Origin of the sequence: Shewanella sp. MEBiC00475 (assembly GCF_005234075.1) — a bacterium.
Lineage (GTDB): Bacteria > Pseudomonadota > Gammaproteobacteria > Enterobacterales > Shewanellaceae > Shewanella > Shewanella polaris.
This window is the reverse complement of record NZ_CP039928.1, coordinates 236,075-256,521: the sequence shown is the minus strand read 5'-3', so window position 1 is coordinate 256,521 and position 20,447 is coordinate 236,075. Positions and strand designations below refer to the sequence as shown.

Annotated in this window: 18 protein-coding genes; 10 read left to right on the top strand and 8 right to left on the bottom strand. The window is 40.1% G+C overall.

The window, feature by feature from the left end:
• The first annotated feature begins 1 nt into the window (after nucleotide 1).
• The 3 genes from FCN25_RS01120 (at nucleotide 2) to FCN25_RS01110 (ending at nucleotide 3,286) form a co-directional block, all read left to right on the top strand.
• Nucleotides 2–706 (top strand): response regulator, encoded by a 705-nt coding sequence (locus FCN25_RS01120; RefSeq protein ID WP_137221202.1) that lies wholly within the window; start codon nucleotides 2–4, stop codon nucleotides 704–706.
• Between the two features lie 759 nt (nucleotides 707–1,465).
• Nucleotides 1,466–2,338, top strand: a complete 873-nt coding sequence (locus tag FCN25_RS01115; protein WP_137221200.1) for a 6-carboxytetrahydropterin synthase — start codon at nucleotides 1,466–1,468, stop codon at nucleotides 2,336–2,338.
• 126 nt (nucleotides 2,339–2,464) lie between these two features.
• Nucleotides 2,465–3,286, top strand: coding sequence for a M23 family metallopeptidase (locus FCN25_RS01110; protein WP_254693801.1), 822 nt, complete (start codon nucleotides 2,465–2,467; stop codon nucleotides 3,284–3,286).
• Nucleotides 3,287–3,361: 75 nt separating this feature from the next.
• Here the strand turns inward: FCN25_RS01110 and FCN25_RS01105 are convergent, their stop codons facing one another.
• Nucleotides 3,362–5,443 (bottom strand): S9 family peptidase, encoded by a 2,082-nt coding sequence (locus FCN25_RS01105; RefSeq protein ID WP_137221196.1) that lies wholly within the window; start codon nucleotides 5,441–5,443, stop codon nucleotides 3,362–3,364.
• Nucleotides 5,444–5,820: 377 nt separating this feature from the next.
• Between FCN25_RS01105 and FCN25_RS01100 the strand changes: the two genes are divergently transcribed.
• Both FCN25_RS01100 and FCN25_RS01095 read left to right on the top strand, forming a co-directional pair.
• The gene (locus FCN25_RS01100) at nucleotides 5,821–6,222 is read left to right on the top strand and encodes a GFA family protein (protein WP_137221194.1); all 402 of its coding nucleotides are present in this window, start codon (nucleotides 5,821–5,823) and stop codon (nucleotides 6,220–6,222) included.
• 301 nt (nucleotides 6,223–6,523) lie between these two features.
• Nucleotides 6,524–7,189 carry a DUF3047 domain-containing protein gene (locus FCN25_RS01095; RefSeq protein ID WP_137221192.1) on the top strand — a complete coding sequence of 222 codons (666 nt, stop codon included), beginning with the start codon at nucleotides 6,524–6,526 and terminating at the stop codon, nucleotides 7,187–7,189.
• 71 nt (nucleotides 7,190–7,260) lie between these two features.
• Here the strand turns inward: FCN25_RS01095 and cls are convergent, their stop codons facing one another.
• Nucleotides 7,261–8,715 carry a cardiolipin synthase gene (gene cls, locus FCN25_RS01090; RefSeq protein WP_137221190.1) on the bottom strand — a complete coding sequence of 485 codons (1,455 nt, stop codon included), beginning with the start codon at nucleotides 8,713–8,715 and terminating at the stop codon, nucleotides 7,261–7,263.
• A gap of 252 nt (nucleotides 8,716–8,967) precedes the next feature.
• On the opposite strand from cls, the gene FCN25_RS01085 reads away from it, so the two are divergent.
• Together FCN25_RS01085 and eno are read left to right on the top strand one after the other, a co-directional pair.
• Nucleotides 8,968–9,834, top strand: a complete 867-nt coding sequence (locus tag FCN25_RS01085) for an endonuclease/exonuclease/phosphatase family protein (RefSeq protein ID WP_137221188.1) — start codon at nucleotides 8,968–8,970, stop codon at nucleotides 9,832–9,834.
• 375 nt (nucleotides 9,835–10,209) lie between these two features.
• Complete coding sequence (gene eno, locus FCN25_RS01080; RefSeq protein WP_137221187.1) at nucleotides 10,210–11,487, top strand: phosphopyruvate hydratase; 1,278 nt, start codon at nucleotides 10,210–10,212, stop codon at nucleotides 11,485–11,487.
• Nucleotides 11,488–11,841: 354 nt separating this feature from the next.
• Here eno and FCN25_RS01075 read toward each other — a convergent pair whose 3' ends face one another.
• From FCN25_RS01075 to norV, 3 genes are read right to left on the bottom strand one after another with little or no spacing between them, the layout of a single operon-like run.
• On the bottom strand, nucleotides 11,842–12,180 hold the full coding sequence (locus tag FCN25_RS01075) for a DUF1971 domain-containing protein (RefSeq protein ID WP_137221185.1): 339 nt from the start codon (nucleotides 12,178–12,180) through the stop codon (nucleotides 11,842–11,844).
• Nucleotides 12,181–12,240: 60 nt separating this feature from the next.
• Nucleotides 12,241–13,386 (bottom strand): NADH:flavorubredoxin reductase NorW, encoded by a 1,146-nt coding sequence (gene norW, locus FCN25_RS01070; RefSeq protein WP_137221183.1) that lies wholly within the window; start codon nucleotides 13,384–13,386, stop codon nucleotides 12,241–12,243.
• Nucleotides 13,383–14,894 carry an anaerobic nitric oxide reductase flavorubredoxin gene (gene norV, locus FCN25_RS01065; protein WP_137221181.1) on the bottom strand — a complete coding sequence of 504 codons (1,512 nt, stop codon included), beginning with the start codon at nucleotides 14,892–14,894 and terminating at the stop codon, nucleotides 13,383–13,385. Before norV ends, norW begins: the two co-directional genes overlap by 4 nt.
• 485 nt (nucleotides 14,895–15,379) lie before the next feature.
• On the opposite strand from norV, the gene lspA reads away from it, so the two are divergent.
• Nucleotides 15,380–15,871, top strand: a complete 492-nt coding sequence (gene lspA / locus FCN25_RS01060; RefSeq protein WP_137221179.1) for a signal peptidase II — start codon at nucleotides 15,380–15,382, stop codon at nucleotides 15,869–15,871.
• Between the two features lie 213 nt (nucleotides 15,872–16,084).
• Here lspA and FCN25_RS01055 read toward each other — a convergent pair whose 3' ends face one another.
• Complete coding sequence (locus FCN25_RS01055) at nucleotides 16,085–16,918, bottom strand: LysR family transcriptional regulator (RefSeq protein WP_137221177.1); 834 nt, start codon at nucleotides 16,916–16,918, stop codon at nucleotides 16,085–16,087.
• Between the two features lie 101 nt (nucleotides 16,919–17,019).
• Between FCN25_RS01055 and FCN25_RS01050 the strand changes: the two genes are divergently transcribed.
• Complete coding sequence (locus FCN25_RS01050; RefSeq protein WP_137221175.1) at nucleotides 17,020–18,231, top strand: YbfB/YjiJ family MFS transporter; 1,212 nt, start codon at nucleotides 17,020–17,022, stop codon at nucleotides 18,229–18,231.
• Between the two features lie 64 nt (nucleotides 18,232–18,295).
• Here FCN25_RS01050 and FCN25_RS01045 read toward each other — a convergent pair whose 3' ends face one another.
• Both FCN25_RS01045 and FCN25_RS01040 read right to left on the bottom strand, forming a co-directional pair.
• Nucleotides 18,296–18,883, bottom strand: a complete 588-nt coding sequence (locus FCN25_RS01045; protein ID WP_137221173.1) for a VOC family protein — start codon at nucleotides 18,881–18,883, stop codon at nucleotides 18,296–18,298.
• A gap of 52 nt (nucleotides 18,884–18,935) precedes the next feature.
• The gene (locus FCN25_RS01040; RefSeq protein WP_254693800.1) at nucleotides 18,936–19,406 is read right to left on the bottom strand and encodes a murein L,D-transpeptidase family protein; all 471 of its coding nucleotides are present in this window, start codon (nucleotides 19,404–19,406) and stop codon (nucleotides 18,936–18,938) included.
• A 199-nt stretch (nucleotides 19,407–19,605) separates the two neighbouring features.
• On the opposite strand from FCN25_RS01040, the gene FCN25_RS01035 reads away from it, so the two are divergent.
• Complete coding sequence (locus FCN25_RS01035; RefSeq protein ID WP_137221169.1) at nucleotides 19,606–20,436, top strand: ion transporter; 831 nt, start codon at nucleotides 19,606–19,608, stop codon at nucleotides 20,434–20,436.
• The last annotated feature ends 11 nt before the right edge of the window (nucleotides 20,437–20,447 follow it).

The window sequence follows — 20,447 nt, the reverse complement described above, 5'->3', positions numbered from 1 at the left end:
TATGAGTGAACATGTTCATCAACAACCATTAACCATATTAGTGGTGGAAGACGAACCCAAAATCGCCCAGATTTTGGTCGATTTTTTAACCCTTGAAGGTTTTAATACTTTAGTACAGCATGATGGTCGTGATGTGATTGAAACCATAAAATCTCAACAAATCGACTTTATGATTTTAGACCTTATGCTGCCCTATAAAGATGGCTTAACAATTTGTCGTGAATTAAGGCAATTTTCAATGCTGCCAGTATTGATGCTTACAGCACGGGTTGATGAAATAGACCGTTTAATGGGCTTAGAGCTTGGGGCTGACGATTATGTTTGTAAACCATTTTCAGCTCGGGAAGTCGTAGCTCGAGTTAAAACGATTTTAAGAAGAGTTGAAAATACTCACGGTAATCAAAGTGAACAATCGATTAGTTATAAGCACTTGCAGATAAATATTGAACGCTTTAAATGTCATGTCGATCAGCAAGACGTTGAATTAACACCCGTTGAATTTAGATTATTGCACACTTTGATGAAAAGACCTGGAGTCGTGCATTCTCGGGATAGTCTAATGCAGGTTTGTTATGTTGACGATCGTATTGTTAGTTCACGTACCATTGATAGTCATGTGAAAAATCTACGTCATAAATTAGCCCAAGCGAGTAAACAAAAAGAGTTATTACACTCCATTTATGGAGTGGGTTATAAAGTAGAGTAATTCTTCAACTTAGTAGAATATGATTAAGACGGTCGTTTTTTTAATGCTTTGGCGACCAAAGTCATGCTCTCTTAGCCGACCATTAAGAATCACGGCCCTTGATTATTAGTATAGAAAACTCCTTTGAATCTGCACAATTTTTGCGTATTAGATTGCTAATATCAGCATACACAATAGATTTTAACAGCATAGGTTAGCAAGGAGCAGTGTAATGCAGTCACTTCTATTATTTTTATTACTGTGTTGTCAGATTTTTTTCACTATTGCCTTAATCGTGATGTTTATTGGCGGATCCCAAGAACCGTCATAATTTACTCGCAAGATACAACACGCAACACGTAACCATCAACATAAGAGTTTAGGAAGTAAATACCTAATCCCCCCAAATGAACGATAAAAACACTCATCCTTTTGTAGGTGTTGTCTTTTGTAAATCAATATATTATCTACATTGTGGTCTATTTAAGCGACATTATTGATTTATTACATTTATTGATGATGTTCGCTCGCTCAAAGCTTAGCTTTTGTTTAGAATGTTGTTAATAGCCTTTATGGTATCAACGTGGTCTTATTTCGGTATTATGAATGCTAACGCATGACTTATTCTCTTTGATTATTTGCTCAAAATAGTAGATTAATATTAGACGAAGAGTTGATAATAGTACGAATATCGATCACGTAAGATAGACCTTCCACTGGCATGCGCTGATTGGAATACATTTATACTGAGGTGGACTGTTTTTCTGCCTAGGAGCTTTAATGCAACTGTTTGTAAAAGATTTAACTGTTATTGATTTTTCTTATCTTTGCCCAATTCGAGGCATGGTAGGTGAAAGCTGGATTGTCGATGTGCTACTAGATGGCGGTTTAGATGAGCAAAATATGGTGCTCGACTTTGCCAAAGTGAAACGTACCATCAAAAACACCATTGATGACGTTGCCGATCATCGCTTGTTAATCCCTACAGCTTGTAGCGAAGTGCGCTGGCAGCAAAAGGGCGACCGAGTGTGGATGGATTTTAGCAGTCAAAAAGGTGATATACATTTAGCCTGTCCGTCTCAAGCATTCGCGCTGATACCAACAGAAGTGATTGACTATGAAAGTGTGAATGACTTTTTGAAAAAAGCCTTACGTGAAGTATTACCCGAAAATGTTCAGGGCATCAGCCTGACATTACGCTGTGAAGTGCTCGACACCCCGTTTTATCACTACAGCCACGGATTACGTAAACATGACGGTAATTGCCAACGTATTGCTCATGGTCATCGTAGTCCAGTAACGATATTTGAAAACGGCATCGCAGAACCCAAATGGGACCAATATTGGGCAGAGCGTTGGAATGATATTTACCTTGGCACCGAAGAAGACCTAGTGCCTGTTAATACTCTTGAATTATCAAAGCAAACTAAAATCAGTGACGAAACTCATTTTGGTTTCCATTATGTTGCACCTCAAGGTGATTTTCAATTAGCAATGCCTAAGCATTGCTGCGACTTAATTCCCCATGACACCACAGTAGAGCTATTAGCAGAATACATGGCGAAAACATTAGCGAGTAAAGAGCCTAAAAGTCACTTTAAAGTTATCGCTTATGAAGGTATTGGCAAAGGGGCCATTGCGGTAAGAGGTTAATCACGTATTATTAATGGGCTGCCTTAAGGTGGCCCTTTTTTTATATTTTTTGTCGTTATTAACAAGGAATGCGTTTCAATTATGTTATTAAACAATACGCTTTTAAAATCAATCTCAACAGCGGCAATGCTGGTGGTCAGTTTATGCGGTCTAAATGCAAGCGCAGTCGCTGCGGTGACATTTCAAGGTCAGTTTGAGCAAGGGGCTTTAGTGCGAGGAGGCGTGCCAGCAGGCAGTAAAATTTTGCTCAATGGTCAACCGGTAAAAGTCACCCCAAACGGTCAGTTTGCGATAGGTTTTGATAGAGACGCGAAACCGGAACAAGTGTTTAAAGTCATTTATCCAGACGGATTAACTGAAATTAAGCCGTTAACAATAGCGGCAAGACATTACAAAATCGATCGGGTAACCGGTATCAGCCAAAAAATCATGAAACCCGACCCGGTCGCCCAAGCAAGAGCCGTTAAAGATGCTAAACAGACTCGCACCGCCCGAGGTTTGTTTAGCGAGCAAGTGGCGTTTATGCAATCGTTTATTTGGCCTGTAACAGGCAGAATTTCAGGTGTTTATGGCAGTCAACGTGTTTATAACGATGTGCCAGGCAATCCCCATTTTGGTGTTGATGTTGCGCGTCCAACGGGTACGGTAGTGGTTGCTCCTGCTGATGGGGTTATTACCCTAGCAGAACCCGATATGTTTTATTCGGGTGGCACTGTCATTATCGATCATGGCTATGGAGTTAACTCAACGTTTTTGCATTTGAGTAAACTGTATTTAAAAGTTGGAGATAAAGTCGCACAGGGTGATAAAGTTGCAGAAATTGGCGCAACAGGACGTGTTACTGGGCCGCATCTAGATTGGCGCTTAAACTGGTTTCAAATGCGTCTTGACCCAGTATCAATAGTGCCATCAATGGCGAGTGTATTGGCGGCTGAGAAAGTTAAGTAAAATATTTTAACCAACGAGTTATAAACATAAAGGGATGCTAATTAGCATCCCTTTATTATTTTAAAATGCATTTTTTTATGGATGTTGTTCAAACCACCATAAGATATGGGCAACTTTACTCATTAAGTTACTCGGTCTTTTATAGATGCCATGGAAAGAGTCAGGGATCCTCACCATTGCAGTGTCAATATTTTGTAATTTTAAGGCTTGGTAAAACTGCTCGGTTTCAGCTATTGGTGTCCTCAGGTCGGCTTCACCAGTTAATAGCATTGTCGGCGTTGTCACATTACCAACGTAACTCAGTGGGGAGAGTTTCATGTAATGTGCAGTGTCTTCCCAAGGCATTTTTTCAAACCAATTCTTAATCACAAATGAATGTATATCTGTTGTTAGTGTAAAACTAACCCAATTAATGACAGGTTTGGCGACCACAGCAGCTTTAAAACGATCAGTGTGTCCAACTATCCATGCCGTCAGTACCCCTCCGCCAGAACCTCCTGTTACATACAATTCATCGTTATTGATGGGTTCTTGTGCAATTACGGTGTCAACAACTGACATCAAATCATCGTAATCTTGGCTGGGATAATTATTATAAATAGTTTGGGCAAACTCTTTACCATAACTGTCACTGCCCCTTGGATTGGCATAAACCACAACATAGCCACTGGCTGCCATTAATTGTATTTCAGCGGCGAAATGAGGGCCATAATTGGCAACTGGGCCACCATGAATTTCAAGAATTAGCGGGTATTTTTTCCCTGCTTTTTTAGCTTGTTCAAAACCAGGTGGATAAGCCACCCATGCTTGTATGTTCCTTTGGTCAAATGACGATGAAACGTTAATTGCTTTAATGTTAGCCAATGTCTTATGGCCCAGAGCATCTTCATTTAAGGAGGTGAGTACTGTCGTTTTATTGTTTTTTGTTATGGCTACATCAGCAGGACGTTGCGGTGTTGAGTAGGTAAAAGCAATGCTACCATCATTGGCAACATCAAAGTCGCTTCCTGTGTACGGTCGACCAAACGCAAGACCACCAAGGTTTTTAGCAACAATTACCCGTTTACCATTTAAAGGTTGTTTGGCGACATAGGTTTCTCCCTTGTCGTTATAACTTATGTATATATTTTGACTATTATTATCCCATTTTATGTCATTTACTGAGCGATCTAAATCTGCCGTTAAGGTACGCTTATTGGTACCATCAATTTGCATGACATACAGCTCAGTGTTTTCGTAGTTTTTATTATTTTGATCTGATCCTAGATAAGCAATTAATTTCCCATCTGGTGATACTTTAGCGGAAGTGTCTGGCCCAGTTCGGTCAGTTAATTGGTTAACGTGTAATGTGTTGATATCAATACTGAACACATTGGTGTCAGTCCATTCAAGATCGCTGTCATCGCGATTGTTCGAGGAGTAGATAATCTGTTGGCCATTTTTACTCCAGCTTAGGTTGCTGGTGTGATCTTGTTGACCAAAACTTAGTTGACGCGGTGCACCGCCATCAGCAGACATGACAAAGATTTGATGCTTACCAGACTTATTCACCCCCACACCATCCGTACGATAGTACATATCATCGACGTAAATCGCAGGTTCGGCCCAATTAGCCTTTTCTGGTTTCCCTGGAAGCGTGACGACCGACTTGGGTTTAGTGGGTACAAATAGGGTGAAAGCCAGTTGAGTACCGTCAGGAGACCAGCTCAGGTTATTGGGTGTTTGAGCTAGATGACTAATTTGTGATGATTTACCGGTATTTAACCAGTTCATGTGCACTTGGGCTGTTCCACTCGCTGTTGATATATAAGCTAGCTTAGTATTGTCAGGTGACAATGTTGGTGAATACTCAACATTGAGGCCATCGGTAACCGGAGTAAGTTGCTTTTTATGATTAACTTTCCATATATTACTCAGCTTTTTGTCGCTATTGATGTCCATGTAATTACGAACAAAAAAGACTTCTTTGCCATCGTTACTAATGTTGATACCAGATGAATATTCTAAGGAAAATACATCTTCAAGCTTTAATAATGAATTGTCTTGTTGTGTTTGATCAACTTGATTTTGATTGGCATTATTAATTTTCGCAGCACCAGCTGTTGTAACAGTGAGGCTTGTCGCGATTAGAATACCTATGCGGATGTATATTTTCATTTTATTCCTATAAGCATAAATTTAGCATGAAGATGAAGTAATCATGAAATTAACACAAGGTGAGTAAATTACGAACATTTGAAAATCGGTTTTTCTAATTGAAGTTACTTAGGGATGTTAAACATCATGAGTCAATACCATCTGTAGCCTCCGGCGCCTATGACAAACGTAAAAATATCATGATAAATGTTTGACATAATTATTAACAAAAAAATGAAATATCGCTGTTGTTACTTTATCAATTACAGCTTTGTTGTGTCTTATTATGTTAGTACTCATTAGTATGAATCAGACTAGTGGTTTTCAACCTTCTGTTGAGTTAACGTCTTACTCAATAGGACAAAATGTTTGCATTGATATCGCAAAGGGATCTATTCATGATAAAGCGAGTTGGAAATACTGACATTCAGCCGAAACATAAAGCGACATGTCATTGTGGTGCTGTTGAACTTGAACTCACCTTGCCAAATGGCATCGAAAATCCACGACGTTGTGATTGTTCAATTTGTCGTAGAAAAGGGGCGATTGTTGGTTCTGTAAATTTAGACGGGATCCGCGTGGTAAAAGGTTATGACGCGTTAAAGCTTTATCAATTTAATAGAAATACTGCGAAACATTATTTCTGTTCTCATTGTGGTATTTATACTCATCATCAACGACGATCAAACCCAACTGAATTTGGTTATAACATAGCTTGTTTACAAGATGTTAATTCATTTGATTTAGGCAATGTGGTTACTGGTGATGGAGTGAATCATCCCGCTGATAGGATTGTTTAACAGCAAATACACGTTAATTCTCAATAATACGTCCGGACATCACAATAATTGTTTTTAGTAATAGCTTTCATCATTATGGCGTTCATCATTGTATTTCGCAGAATTTATCATGGATAAAGCACATAAAAGATTAATTGTGTAGATATATACCAATAAGAGTCACTCGAGAAAAATTAAAGACAGATAGCCCAAGTAAACGGCGTCCTTTTTCAAAGTATTGAACCCGTCTTATATTGGATGAAACGAATAAATTCCTTAAATTTCGACCTCATTTACATTTGTAAGCTAATAGGTGGATGGTATGTTTCGATGGATTATTTTATTTTTTAGCATCACGGTCTGTTTGCCTGTGACAGCAGCTACCAATCTTACCTTATTGAATGAGAAGGGTATTGATAATTGGAAACCGAAAATATTTTCTGGTGAATCGATATACAGCATAGGCGAATATAAAGGACGTTTGGCGTTAAAAGCACTCAGCCATAATGCCGCATCAGGGTTAGTGTTAAAACAGCAAATCGACCTTAGATCCACGCCCTACCTAAACTGGAGTTGGTTAGTTGAAAAGACGCTGCCGCAGTTAAACGAGCGAAGTAAAAATGGTGACGACTTTGTGGCTCGAGTTTATGTCGTTATTGATGGTGGGTTTCTGGTGTGGAACACCAAATCATTAAACTACGTTTGGTCGAGTAATCAAGATAAAGGCTTGGTTTGGGATAACGCATTTGCAGGCTCAAGTGTTAAAATGATGTCTGTCCGCGGAAAGAGAGCACAAAAGGGTCAGTGGTACCAAGAAAAACGTAATGTATACCAAGACTTAATTGAAGTTTTTGGTGACAAAGGCAGTGAGAAAGCCAACCGTAAAGCCTATCAATATATAGATATTATAGCGATTATGACCGACACCGATAATAGCGGTAAACAAACGGAATCTTATTATGGTGACATAATATTTAGTGCAAAGTAGTAACTGATTCAACTAGGATTGCTGAGTGCTAAGCGGCTTTGGCTAAGCCGCATTACTTTTTACATTAACCGTTAAAGCAGGGGGCTGAATAAGTAAAAAAACTGCTCCACTAATCGTTTAAATAACGGTCTTTTACGCCACTCGCGTGCATCCATTTTTATCGAGTTGGCCATATATTGATGTTGGACTTCACTGAGTGACTGCGTAAATTCCAAATTTTCCACAGATAGAGTGACCTCAAAGTTAAGCCACAAACTGCGCATATCAAGGTTAACAGTGCCAATGAGACTATGGTGCAGATCAATGACTACTGACTTGGTGTGCAGTAACCCGCCCTGAAAACGATGGATATTCACCCCCGCATTAAGTAACTCACCAAAGAAAGATCGACTCGCCCATTCCACCATCAGTGAATCATTTTTGTCGGGTATGATTAAATTAACCTCTACACCTCGCAAAGACGCTGCAGTCAAGGCAAACAGTAGGTTTTCACTGGGAACAAAATAAGGGCTGGTGATGGTGATACTTTGTTTTGCTTGATAAATACTGAGTAATAAAACTTGCTGGATCATATCTTCAGGCATACCTGGCCCAGAAGGGATGACTTGAATCATGTCTGATGGTTTTTCTTCATGCGGTTGACACTTTGGCTGTTCGGGTAACATTCTTTGGTCTGTTTCGGTTTCCCAATCCCAGGCGAGAATGCAATTAAGCACTGGCACACTGGAGCCAGTGATCCTGACCATGACATCAATCCATTCACCCACACCAGCGCTTTTGTTAAAAATCTTGGGGTCGACAAGATTCATTGAACCGGTATAACCGATTTGGTTGTCTATCACGACTATTTTACGGTGAAGCCGTAAATCTAAGCGGCGGAAGAACATCCGGAAAGGGGAGACTGATAGTGCGGAAATAAGATTGATTCCGGCTAAGCGCATCCGCTTTGGCCATTTGCTGTTGAAAAATGTTCTACTTCCTGCAGCATCTAATAATATTCTTACTACAATTCCACGCTGAGCAGCTTGAATAAGTGCTTCAGCTACATGATCTGCAAGTCCACCAGGATGCCAAATATAGAACTCCATGTGAATCGAGGTCTGCGCTTGTTGGATGTCTTGGATTAGGGTCGATAGAATAACATCTGTCGATGATTTAAGTGTGAGTTGGTTGTTGGATAATGTAGGGATCCCAAGACGTTTTTCGCATAAATGGCTTATGGTCACCGCGTAATCACTTAAATTATGGGGACGATATTGCTGGATGGTAAAAAGTCGACTAAACCATTGTCGATAGGGTGCATACATTTCTTTGGCTCTGACAGCACGCTTTTTGCCAAGATTCATCTCGCCAACCATAAAATAAAGCAGAATACCTATGATGGGAACCACATAGATAAGCATCATCCAAGCTAAGGAGACACCAATGGAGCGTCGTTTATAGACAATTCGAGTGGTGATACCGGCAATTATCAACCAATAAGCTAATACGCTGATCAGCGTTAATATTTTGTAAAGTTCAACCATAACAAGCCAGTATATTAATCCCACAGAAAAACATGTGTTTATCATATCAGTTTTTTAATTGATATGATCTGCCTTCATCCGTCTGTACGGCTGGGTATATCAAACAGTTTGTTTTAATATAGATACTATAGACTTATTCCATTTGCATACTTTAACTGAACAAAAAGTTTCACTTTCAGCAATACGTTCAACATTATATAGAGGCATTTATCTATCGCCATTTTTAGCTCAAAGCCAACATCGACAGTCACATTGACACCAAAGCGTAAGCTCTTGGGGCTTGCTCAATGGGGGAGCCTTATTATCGTCATATTCATCATGGCGATAGTTGTGGTTGTGCCAATGTTTGTGCATTTTTCGACTGAGCCTCAAGTGATTAATAGTGAACAACAGCAGTTTGTTGCTCAATGTGTTGATGCTACATCTGACACCAAATTGGATATTGATGGCCAACTGGCTGTCGCGAGTTGGAATATCTATAAACAGCAAAATGATGGTTGGCAAACGCAGTTAAGCCAGTTAGCCAAGCAGAACCAATTAATGTTACTGCAAGAGGTTAAGCTCTCTGACACGTTCCAAAAGTGGCGCCAACAAAACCATCAACAATTGGCAATGGTACAAGCATTTCGTCAAGGTGATACGCCGCTTGGAGTAATGAATTTGTCTCAGGTTACCGCGAGTCAAAGTTGTGGTTATTTGACTTCCGAACCTTTTATACAGTTTCCAAAATCGAGCCTATTAAGTTACTTCCCTTTGTCTAATGGCGAAACCTTATTGGTGGCTAATTTGCACAGTATTAACTTTGAGTATTCATTAGACAGTTATGCAGAACAGTTACAGCAGTTACTACCCGCGTTAAAAGCGCATAAAGGACCGATAATTTTTGGTGGTGATTTAAACACATGGCGCCAAGCAAGATTGTCTATGTTGTCCCAGATGACGAAGACATTAGGATTGAAAGCAGTAACACCAACAGAAGACACTCGCACAACCGTGATGGGCTATGCAATTGATCATCTTTTTTACCGTGGACTGACCTTAGAGTCTGCTCGCGTTATCAACACTCAAACATCAGATCATCATCCTCTGCTGGCGCAATTTAGATTAGGCGAAAGTTAATTATTTTGTGCTCAAAAAATACAAATATTGCGCAGTTCTAAATAGATATTATTGTCGTATTATCGAATGTTATTAGCGACAATTCTCTATCAAGAACAATGGTAAACGCCTAAAATAAACGTGTATATAAATTAATCACACACGAGTATGAATGTGCGTTATTATAAATTTAGATTGAATTTTATTACCATCGTTTAAGCGATATAAACCTAGCGTTCATGCGGCTTGTGAAGGTGATGGTTCAATCAGTATCAAGTCGTTCAATTGGGACACCTAACGTTGGTTTCGCTCGTAGTAAACCTATTTTGGCCAACATTACTTAGCCCGATCATGAGGTGTTAGTGCATGTAGCGAAAACTACGATGGAGGCAACAAATGAAGTCAATTACCATATCTACTATTCAGGCCATGGAAATTCTCGATTCTCGTGGCAATCCCACGGTTCGTGTATTCGTCGAACTCAGCGATGGAACGGCTTCTGTTGCATCTGTTCCCTCGGGTGCAAGTACGGGTGAAAATGAAGCAATCGAATTACGCGATGGTGATATGACTCGCTATGCAGGCAAAGGGGTATTGAAAGCAGTAGCTAATGTGAATCACAAACTCGCTCCGGTTTTGCTTGGCATGGATCCGTTTAAACAGGCCTTGATTGACCACACCATGATTGCACTGGATGGTACTGTCAATAAATCCAATCTTGGCGCCAATGCCATATTAGGGATTTCGATGGCGGTCGCTCGCGCCGCTGCAAAATCGGCTAATACTCCTCTTTATCAATATCTCGGCGGTACAGGAGCCAGACGGTTAGTCGTTCCTTGTATGAACATTATTAATGGCGGAGAACACTCAGACAATAACGTAGATTTTCAGGAGTTTATGGCTGTTCCTTTGGGGGCTCCTAATTTTAGGGAAGGTTTACGCTATGTTGCCGAAACATTTCACGTGCTTAAAGGCATCCTTAAAGACCGTGGCTTAGCAACCAGTGTGGGAGATGAAGGTGGTTTTGCTCCTAATCTCAACAGTAACGAAGATGCCATCGAAACCATTATTCAAGCGATTGAGAAAGCAGGTTATAAACCCGGAATAGACATTGCTATTGCACTCGACAGTGCCGCTAATTCATTCTCAACTGATATGTGTAATAACTATGATCTTAAATGGTCTGGCACCGGCGCTATGAAGAGTAATGACCTTATTAACCTTGCAGAGGAATGGGTAAAAAAATACCCCATTGTACTTTGGGAAGACCCTCTGGCAGAACGAGACCTTGATGGCTTTAAGCAATTTACCGCTCGGCTTGGTGATAAAATCGAAGTGGTCGGTGACGATTTGTTCGTTACCAATACTCAATATATTAGCCGCGGCATTGCACATAAAGAGGCTAATTCAGCGTTGATTAAATTAAATCAAATAGGGACAGTAACAGAATCTATTGAAGCGGTGCGCATGTGCCGTGATGCAGGGTGGCGTTACTTTATTTCCCATCGCTCTGGCGAAACAGAAGACACCTTCTTAGCAGACTTTGCAGTGGCAATGGACGGCGGCCATTTAAAAAGTGGTTCGGCAAGTCGCAGCGAACGGGTCGCAAAATACAATCGTTTGTTAGAAATTGAGCAACAGCTTGGAGAGGATGCGCTTTATTACTGGAAGTAGTTTGTACAGTAATCAAAACGTGAATAGCAAAACGCAGTGGTGTTATACACTCTGCTTTTGCTACAGGTAACGTATGGCGCTAGATCTAGATAGCATTTAGTTAATTGCGATAATTAATGATGGTAGTTTATGACAATGATTTATGAGCGTAGTTTTTGACACAGATGAATAGCATTAATGATAATTACAGGTTAGCTAATTGTTTTAAAGGTTTTTACTGGTTAACCCTAGCAAGGGGAGAGCATAATATTACACGGTATATGTCACTATGCTCTTCCAGCTATTAACTTAACCTTGGTGCAGCTTAATCTGTATTATTAAGCTGCATTTTCAGTAAAGTATTATGAAACGACTCTATGATTTTTTATTAAACATAGCTTGGCCCGTTTTATCTTTTTCTGACCAGAAATTGATATTGAATTGGGCATCAGGGCTTAATTCAATACGGTGCCAGTATTCTGGTGGGCTCGTAGCAAACTGGCCGGCGTTAATCACAACTTTCACTTCTGGCTCTGTTGCATCGCTGTCGGCAAAGCCATAATAAGTGACTACCCCTTCCATCACACATAATTGGCCAAATACACCTTCGGCGGTATTGTGGTGAGTTAGTAGCGCATCAGGCACACTTTTAGTGGTAAAAAAGGGTGTAGAACGTTGGATTGTCCAGTTTGCAGGAATACGTTGATGAGACATAGTGTTCTCCTAAATTGATTGATGAGTAGGCTTTATGAGTAAAGCCTACTCGATAAAATGCTAAAGACTTGCTGGTAAGGCTCTGAGTAGCGGGAAGGTATTGTTCATGTGTCCTTCTGTTACTACAAAACCGATAATCTGTTTTTGCTCGTTGTAGGCTTTTACTGAACAACCCAGAGCATCAATATCCACCTGCCAAGAGGCAACATCTATGACGGTATTACCGCCTAATTGGATTGGCATTTGTGGCGTTTTAACCTTAACTAACATCGCCGGAAGTTTCAGTTCTGTCGGTTGGCCTAATAAGGTTTTCGCTAACACATTAGCACTTAACATAATTGGCTGCAGATACGACATCACCTTACCGTTTATCTCCGCGCAATCCCCTAAGGCATAAACATTGTTCACTGAAGTTTGCAGTTGCTGATTAACCACTAAGCCATTATTGACTTTGAATCCTGACTTTCGTGCTAAACCAACATTAGCCTTTAAACCAGCGGCTGAAATGACACAATCAACTGTATGTTTTTTGCCCGAACTGAGCGTGGCACAAATACCTGAATTAGTTTGGTCTAAGGAGCTAATGGTTTGACCAAACTCAAATACAACGCCGGTATTGGCCATCTTCTTTTGTAAAACACTGGCGACTAAATCTGGCAACATATTGGCCATTAAACCGCTACTGGGATCTACAACTACCACGCTTTTACCGCTACGGTTAAGATCCATCGCTATTTCAGTACCAATAATACCCGCACCAATAACCAACACTCGTTGTGCATTTTGTAGTTGTTGATGTGCACTATCAAACTCGCGCAGGCTGTTTAAGGTGATAACCCTGTCAGTTGCATTGCCAAGCATAGGCGGGACAAATGTTTTCGCGCCCGTTGCCAGTACCAGTTTTGCATAAGGATAGGCAACACCATTCACAAATACCGCTTGTTGTTCGCTATCAATGCAATCAACTTGGGTAAAAGCATGCAGGGTAATATTATTCTCGCTGGCAAACTCTTGTGCATTGAGGCGGATTAAATCCGCGCTGGTTTGTTGATTACTAAATACATGGCTTAGATCTGGCTTATTATAATCGTGACCCTCGTCAAGGGTAAAAACGGTTATCGGTATATGCTGATCTGTGCGTCTAATAGTTTTTATTAACTGATATGAAGCAAAGCCGCTACCAATAATGATGATGGGTGCTCTCATGATACTTTCCTTGCTGCAATAGGGGCAAAAACATCTTTGCCAAGGCCGCAATCTGGGCAAAGGAAAAAGTCTGGGACTTCGTTCCACGGCGTTCCTGGTTCAACATCTTGATTCGGCTCACCCAGTATTGGTTCATAAACCCAATTACACACAGTGCAGAGCATATTTTGTGAATCATCAATTGCTGTAGCCGTTGCGCAAGCAGGTTTTGTTACCTGAGGCGTTGACGTTGGAGCTGGCTTAGTGGTTACAGTGGCTTGAGCGCTTCTAACTAGCGATGCAGGTGAAATGGATTTTACATTACTCAAATCATGCCATGCCCAGTTTTTGGCTATCTGACGGCCATGCTCACGGCATTCACGCATCGCTTTACCATCAGGTCGCCATTTTGCTTTTAAGCCCACAATGGTATCAAATCCAGCATCAGTAAGACGGGTGTGAATACGGTCAACCGCGCCGCCGTTCCAACCATAACTTCCAAATGCACCGGCTTTTTTATCTTTAAAGCGCAGGCCAGTGATCTCTTCTAGCATTCCTGCGACTTTTGGCATCATGACATTGTTCATAGTCGATGAACCCACCAAAATACCTTTAGAGCGGAACACGTTAGCTAAGATATCATTTTTATCATGGCGAGCAACATTAAACACTTTAACGGATACTACAGGGTCAACATCGTGGATCCCTTGCGCAATGGCATCAGCCATCATGCGGGTGTTATTTGACATCGAATCATAAAAAATGGTGATTCTGTCTTCTTGATAGTTATCCGCCCATTGCAGATACTGGTGAATGATTTGGGCTGGGTTATCGCGCCACACTACGCCATGGGCGGTGGCAATCATATCAACGAGTAGGTTAAAACTCAGCACTTCATTAATTTTAGCTGTAACCAGTGAGCTAAACGGGGTTAAAATATTGGAGTAATAACGTAAACACTGATCCATCAATTCAATTTGGTCTACTTCATCATTAAACAAATGCTCATCGCAATAATGCTGCCCAAACGCATCATTACTAAATAACACCGCATCTTCAGTTAAATAGGTCATCATACTGTCAGGCCAGTGCAGCATAGGAGTTTCAATGAACACTAACTGCTTACCGTTACCGATATCTAAGGTATCGCCAGTTTTGACTATATTAAAATTCCACTCAGTATGATGATGTAAACCGGTGATAGAGTCGATAGCATTTTCGGTACAGTAAATCGGGGTATTAGGGATTTTAGCCATTAAAGCCGCTAACGCACCTGAGTGATCTTCTTCAGCGTGGTTAATGACAATATAATCGATCTTATCAAGATCAATTTCCATCTCAAGGTTTTGAATAAATTGCAGACTGAAACGATGGTCAACAGTATCGATTAAGACATTTTTTTGTTCGCGGATAAGGTAACTATTATAACTTGTCCCTTTAGTGGTTTTATATTCAGTACCATGGAAGTCCAATATTTCCCAGTCACGTTGTCCAACCCAATCGATGTTATTTTTAATGTGAATTGTCATATGTACACCTGTAATAAATTAAAAGTTAATGTTTAAAGATAAAGTTTCAAAAGTTAATTTGTTATTGCAGGTGGCGTGCCAACTAGTTAAGTAACTGATTAGTATTAATAGTATTATTTTTAGTAAATTAAATAGTGTCATTAAGACACTTTTTAATCGTGTCATTTTGACTTTAAGGTGTCATAATGACTTGCTTGGTGCGATTGCCAGAACAAATTGTCATCTGGATTACCCTAGAATATTTATCGTTAGCTAAGGCTTTGGTAATCATTCATTCATTCATTTATTTGTCGTGAGTCAATCAACATTAGGTAAAGATAAATTACTACGATATGAAACGCTAATGACGAGTGGATCTAAATCTGAGATACTGAACTCAATATGATGATTTCAATCACTTCACCCTAATTGTGTTGCTGCACATATGTTGTACTTTAAGCGGTCCAGGTTGGATTGTTAATAACCATAAAAATTTTGGAATCAATATGGATGTTTGGAAAAGACTATTAACTATTTTTGCCGTTAGTGTGTCATGTGTAGGTTGTGATCAAGGTACTAAATTGTTGGCATCAGAACACCTGACAAAGAGTGGAATGGTTAGTTACCTTAATGACACCTTAAGAGTGGGTTACACGGAAAATATTGGTGCATTTCTTGGCTTGGGCAATAACATGTCTGAGCAAGCTCGCTTTTGGCTTTTTGTTGTATTAGTAGGAGCATTTTTATTGGGTTTGTTTTTGTATTTAGTATCAAATTCTAAGCAGAAGCTCCCATCTTTAGTTGCACTGTCTCTGATATTTTCAGGTGGTATTAGCAATTTTCATGACCGGGTGTTTAATAATGGTGCCGTAATTGATTTTCTTAATGTCGGAGTCGGTACGTTAAGAACAGGTATTTTTAACGTTGCAGATATTGCCATCATGGCTGGTGTATTTGTGCTTTTTTTTGCTCAAAGCAGGAAAGACACAAAGGCATAATTCACTGTTAATAACTTAATCGACTAATACAAAAAACAACAAGGTATAGATGATATCAACATCTTTTGTGCGCTTGATTGTTGACGTTGCGATGTTGCTCTGTTGTATTTTATAAATGGTTAACTGATTTCTATGATAGAGCCATAGCCGTAACTGTATTTAATAAGCAGCTATTTAATTAGCCATTATTTCGACTTAGCGTGTATGAATTCATTACTTGGTTAACAGCTTTGCAAGGGTCAATATACCTGACTCTAATGGGCTACCTTTTCGATAGACAATCGATAGCTGAACATGTTTTGGGCCATGGCTGACTGGCGTCATGACCAGAGACTTTTCGTACCGACTACCAGCCACCATATTCTTGCCAATAATGGTGTAGCCCAAACCTGCAGCAATACAACCTAAAACACCATCTGCGCTACTCATTACCATGAGATCATCATTACCTCGACCAGCCTTTTGTTGCCAAAGAATGGCATGTTTTCTATAGCCGCAGCCTTCATCTCGTACAAACAAGACGGGATCATGTTCACTGTCTCGTGGAGTCACCATAATTAGTTCTTCTTTCACTATCGGGATAACAATAAGGTTTTCATGTTTAGGTGCATTACCGATAGCTGCGCAGTCAACCTTATTGTTCAATACAGAAAAAACCAGTCTTTCACTGGTGTCAGTATGAATTTTTGTTCGAATTTCAGCGTGATTCAGCTTGAGTTGTTTGAGTGCCAAAGGCATATGAACAGCCGCAAATGTTTCAGGCATACCGACTCTTAACTCGTAAGTTCCTTTATTACGCAAAATGGCGGAGGAGGCTTGGTATTCTAACTGCAAAATCTGATCTGCATACTCGAAAAGCTGTTGTCCACTTGGCGTTAACTGTAACTTTCGGCCAATGATAGTAAATAACTTGGTATCCAGTTCTTTCTCGAGTTTTTTAATCCGATTGGTGATGTTTGATTGAACCGTATGCAGCTTATCAGCAGCACCTTTAATGCCTTCTTCATCAACAACGGCTTTAAACGTTTTTAGCGTTAATATTTCCATATGGTTCTCTTAATAAGAAGTTTTTGTTCTAAATAATTCAATTTTTAAGACTAGCAGATTGACGTATCCTTTGTTAATGATTTTACTGGAAAGTGATTGAAATGTTATTAGCGCTAACGAAGGTCCGGGTATATTTTGCTGGCATCTGTAGTTTAATTGTCACTGTTGGTGTGGCTAGATTCTCCTATAGCTTGCTATTACCGATAATGCAGGATGGTGCAGGCCTAACAGAATCTGGTGGAGGTTGGTTAGCTACCACTAATTTTATGGGGTATATGTGTGGGGTGTTGCTTGCTGCTAGCATGCATAATCTGAACTACAAATATAACTTACACCGGGTGTACCTTATATTGAGCGTCGTCACTTCAGTTGCAATGGTCATGACGACTGATATGGTTACTTGGGCGGTATTACGCTTTATTGCCGGAGTTTGCGCCTCTGGAGGCTTTATTATTGCCTCTGGTCTGATATTAAAATGGCTAGTTAATAATAATCACCGTGCAGAATTAGGGATTCACTTCTCTGGCGCGGGTTTGAGCATCATTGTCACCTCAATACTAGTAGAGGCCATGCTGACCATGTCAGCAGACTGGCAACAACAGTGGCTAGCGTTAGCGTTTATGGCGGCAATATTCGCGATCCCGGCATGGTTGTGGATGCCACATCCTTTCATCGGCGGTAAAGCGGTAGGGGACGTTAAAGAAAACCCACCAAGCAAAGCCTTTAAATCGCTAATGATGTTGGCCTATTTTTGTGCTGGTTATGGTTATGCTGTAAGTTCGACCTTTATTGTTGATATTGTCGATCGTGTTGAAGGTTTACAAGGGCAAGGGGGATTTGCATTTCTATTGGTTGGTGTTGCGGCAACTCCAGCACCTTTAATATGGGATCGAATCGCGCGTCGTGTGGGTTACTTAAAAGCGTTATTAGTCGCATATATCTTGCAGGCCGTAGGCATTATTCTTCCTGCGATAAATGACAGTTTACCTGTAGTTATATTAAGTGCATTGTTGTTTGGTGGCACTTTTATCGCATGTGTTAGCTTAGTATTGACCATGGCGGGCAAGTTTTATCCTAGTAACCCGGCTAAGTTCATGGGCACAATGACCTTAGCTTATGGTGCGGCACAAATTATTGCACCCGTATCTACCGGATATCTTGCTGAAGTACTGGGAAATTATGATATCGGCTTATACCTATCCGCCACTGTGGTGATGATTGGCACGCTGTTTTTGTTTGGATTGTTAAGTCTTGATAAAGGCTCTGTGGAAAAGAAAAACATTAACATAGCAACCAAGAGCCTTATTGGTTAATAAAAGATTACTCATTTGCAATGTACTTAGCTCTTTATCAAGATAAAGAGCTAACGAACTTAGGTTAGCTTGACTGCTCACTTGCAATAATAGTTTCAATATCGTGGGGATGCACTTTAATACAAATTCCATTAGCTTTAAACGCGATAGTTGGGTTAGCAAGGCGTTCGTTATCGCCTTTAGGTGAACTTTGCTTAACCTTAATATCACTGTTTTCGTCACTACCTGCAATAGTATTACCCGCAATAACTTTAGCCAACTGAGGGGCTTTTTCAATAAGCTCTGCGACTAATTCGTCACAGGTTTTTGCCAGTGATGGAAATACTAGTTCGATATGTTCCCAGCCTTCAACGGGATAAGCTTTGTCGGATGGGAAGGGCAGTTCTACACATTGAATTTTCATCGTGCCGATAACTAATGGCTCGATTAGTTTAATGATTAAAATGGGTCTGCCATTAATCATATTATTAGAAATTATTTTGCCATGTTTGCTAAATTCATCTGCTAGTAATTGTGCTAAGTGGTTATCGTTCACCCGTAAGGCGGCATGATCACTCTGTAGTGATAAGCTATCTAGGCCTAAACGGTGCATAAACGCAGTAATGCGTTGGCTAAAGTCAGGCCATGTTTGTTGTAAGTGTTGGTAATTCATTTAATAACCCAAGAAACAAAGCAAAAAATGGTATGGTTGAAATTGAATCAGCTTATGGCCATATTTCAATAGGTGTACCAGCATCAATCATTTTCCACAACTCATCCATTTCTTTGTTGGTCACAGCGATACAACCATTGGTCCAGTTGTATTTTTGTGCTTCTTTTGGCGGCAGTGATGAGCGAGGGTTTTCACCGTGGATCATTATCATTCCGCCGGCTCTAATCCCTAATGCGTCAGCGCGTAATTTATCTTCTTCATTGGGATACGAAATATGAATGGATTTGTAAAATGCACTATCAGATTTTTTGTAATCTAATATATAACGGCCTTGTGGAGTGCGTTGATCGCCTTCTTTAAGCTTATGGCCGCTAGGAACGTCGCCCATGGCAATGAGATAACTTTTTATGACCTTTCCATCACGCATAACAGATAAGCGAGATTCGGATTTATTGACGACAACTAAATCTACTTTTGCTGTTGTTTGGCTTGCTGAAGCAACGGCCAATAACGGGCAGAACATTAATGCTATAAATGATATGTACAACGCTCGCATGAAAACTCCGTAAACCAATGACCTTTTTAATTTTTATTGTAGAATGACTTAATTTCGAATGTTAAAACTCGGCAGTCAATGTTAGATTTTAACGACAACGAGGGTTAATTGATATTAGTTGACCAAGTTTATTTTCAATTTATTGCCCAACACAGCGAATCTTAAGATGAATCTCGAAGAAAAAGCCGACAGTCCACTGAAACAAAAACTCAGAAGTGTGATTTTTGGTACCGAAACTAAAGAGGGCAAATATTTCGATATCGCCCTTATGATATGTATTATATTGAGTGTAATGTTGATTTTTATCGATACGATAGAAAGGTTTCATTCACAGTATGGCGACTATATTCGTATTGGTGAATGGACCTTTACGGTAATCTTTACCGTTGAGTACATATTAAGGATCTATTGTTCGCTTAATCGGTTACACTATGCACGTAGCTTTTTTGGCTTAGTGGATTTGGTGTCCATTTTGCCTAGTTATTTAGGTTTATTTTTCCCCGGTGCCAATGTAGCGTTGGCCGTTAGGATACTGCGTTTATTCAGGGTGTTTAGAGTATTAAAGCTGCTGCGCTATCTCAGTGACGGCAACTTATTGATTAAAGCAATGATGCAGTCTAGCCGTAAAGTGTTTATCTTTTTCTTTTCGGTCAGCCTCATTATCATGGTACTCAGTGTGGTCATGTATGTGGTAGAAGGCCCTAATAACGGTTTTACTTCTATTCCTAAATCCATGTATTGGACCGTAGTCACTATTACAACAGTGGGCTATGGTGACATTACGCCACAAACACCGTTAGGCCAGGGAATTGCTGCGTTAACCATGCTGATTGGTTATTCGATAATTGCGATACCTACCGGCATTTTAACTGCTGAGATCTCAAACGAAATGGTGAGAACCCGCGATTTACGTAAGTGCAGTAATTGTGGCAAAAAAGGTCATGATAGCGATGCCGATTATTGTAATCATTGTGGTAGTGAACTAGAAAAACTATAGGTTGTTGCCGA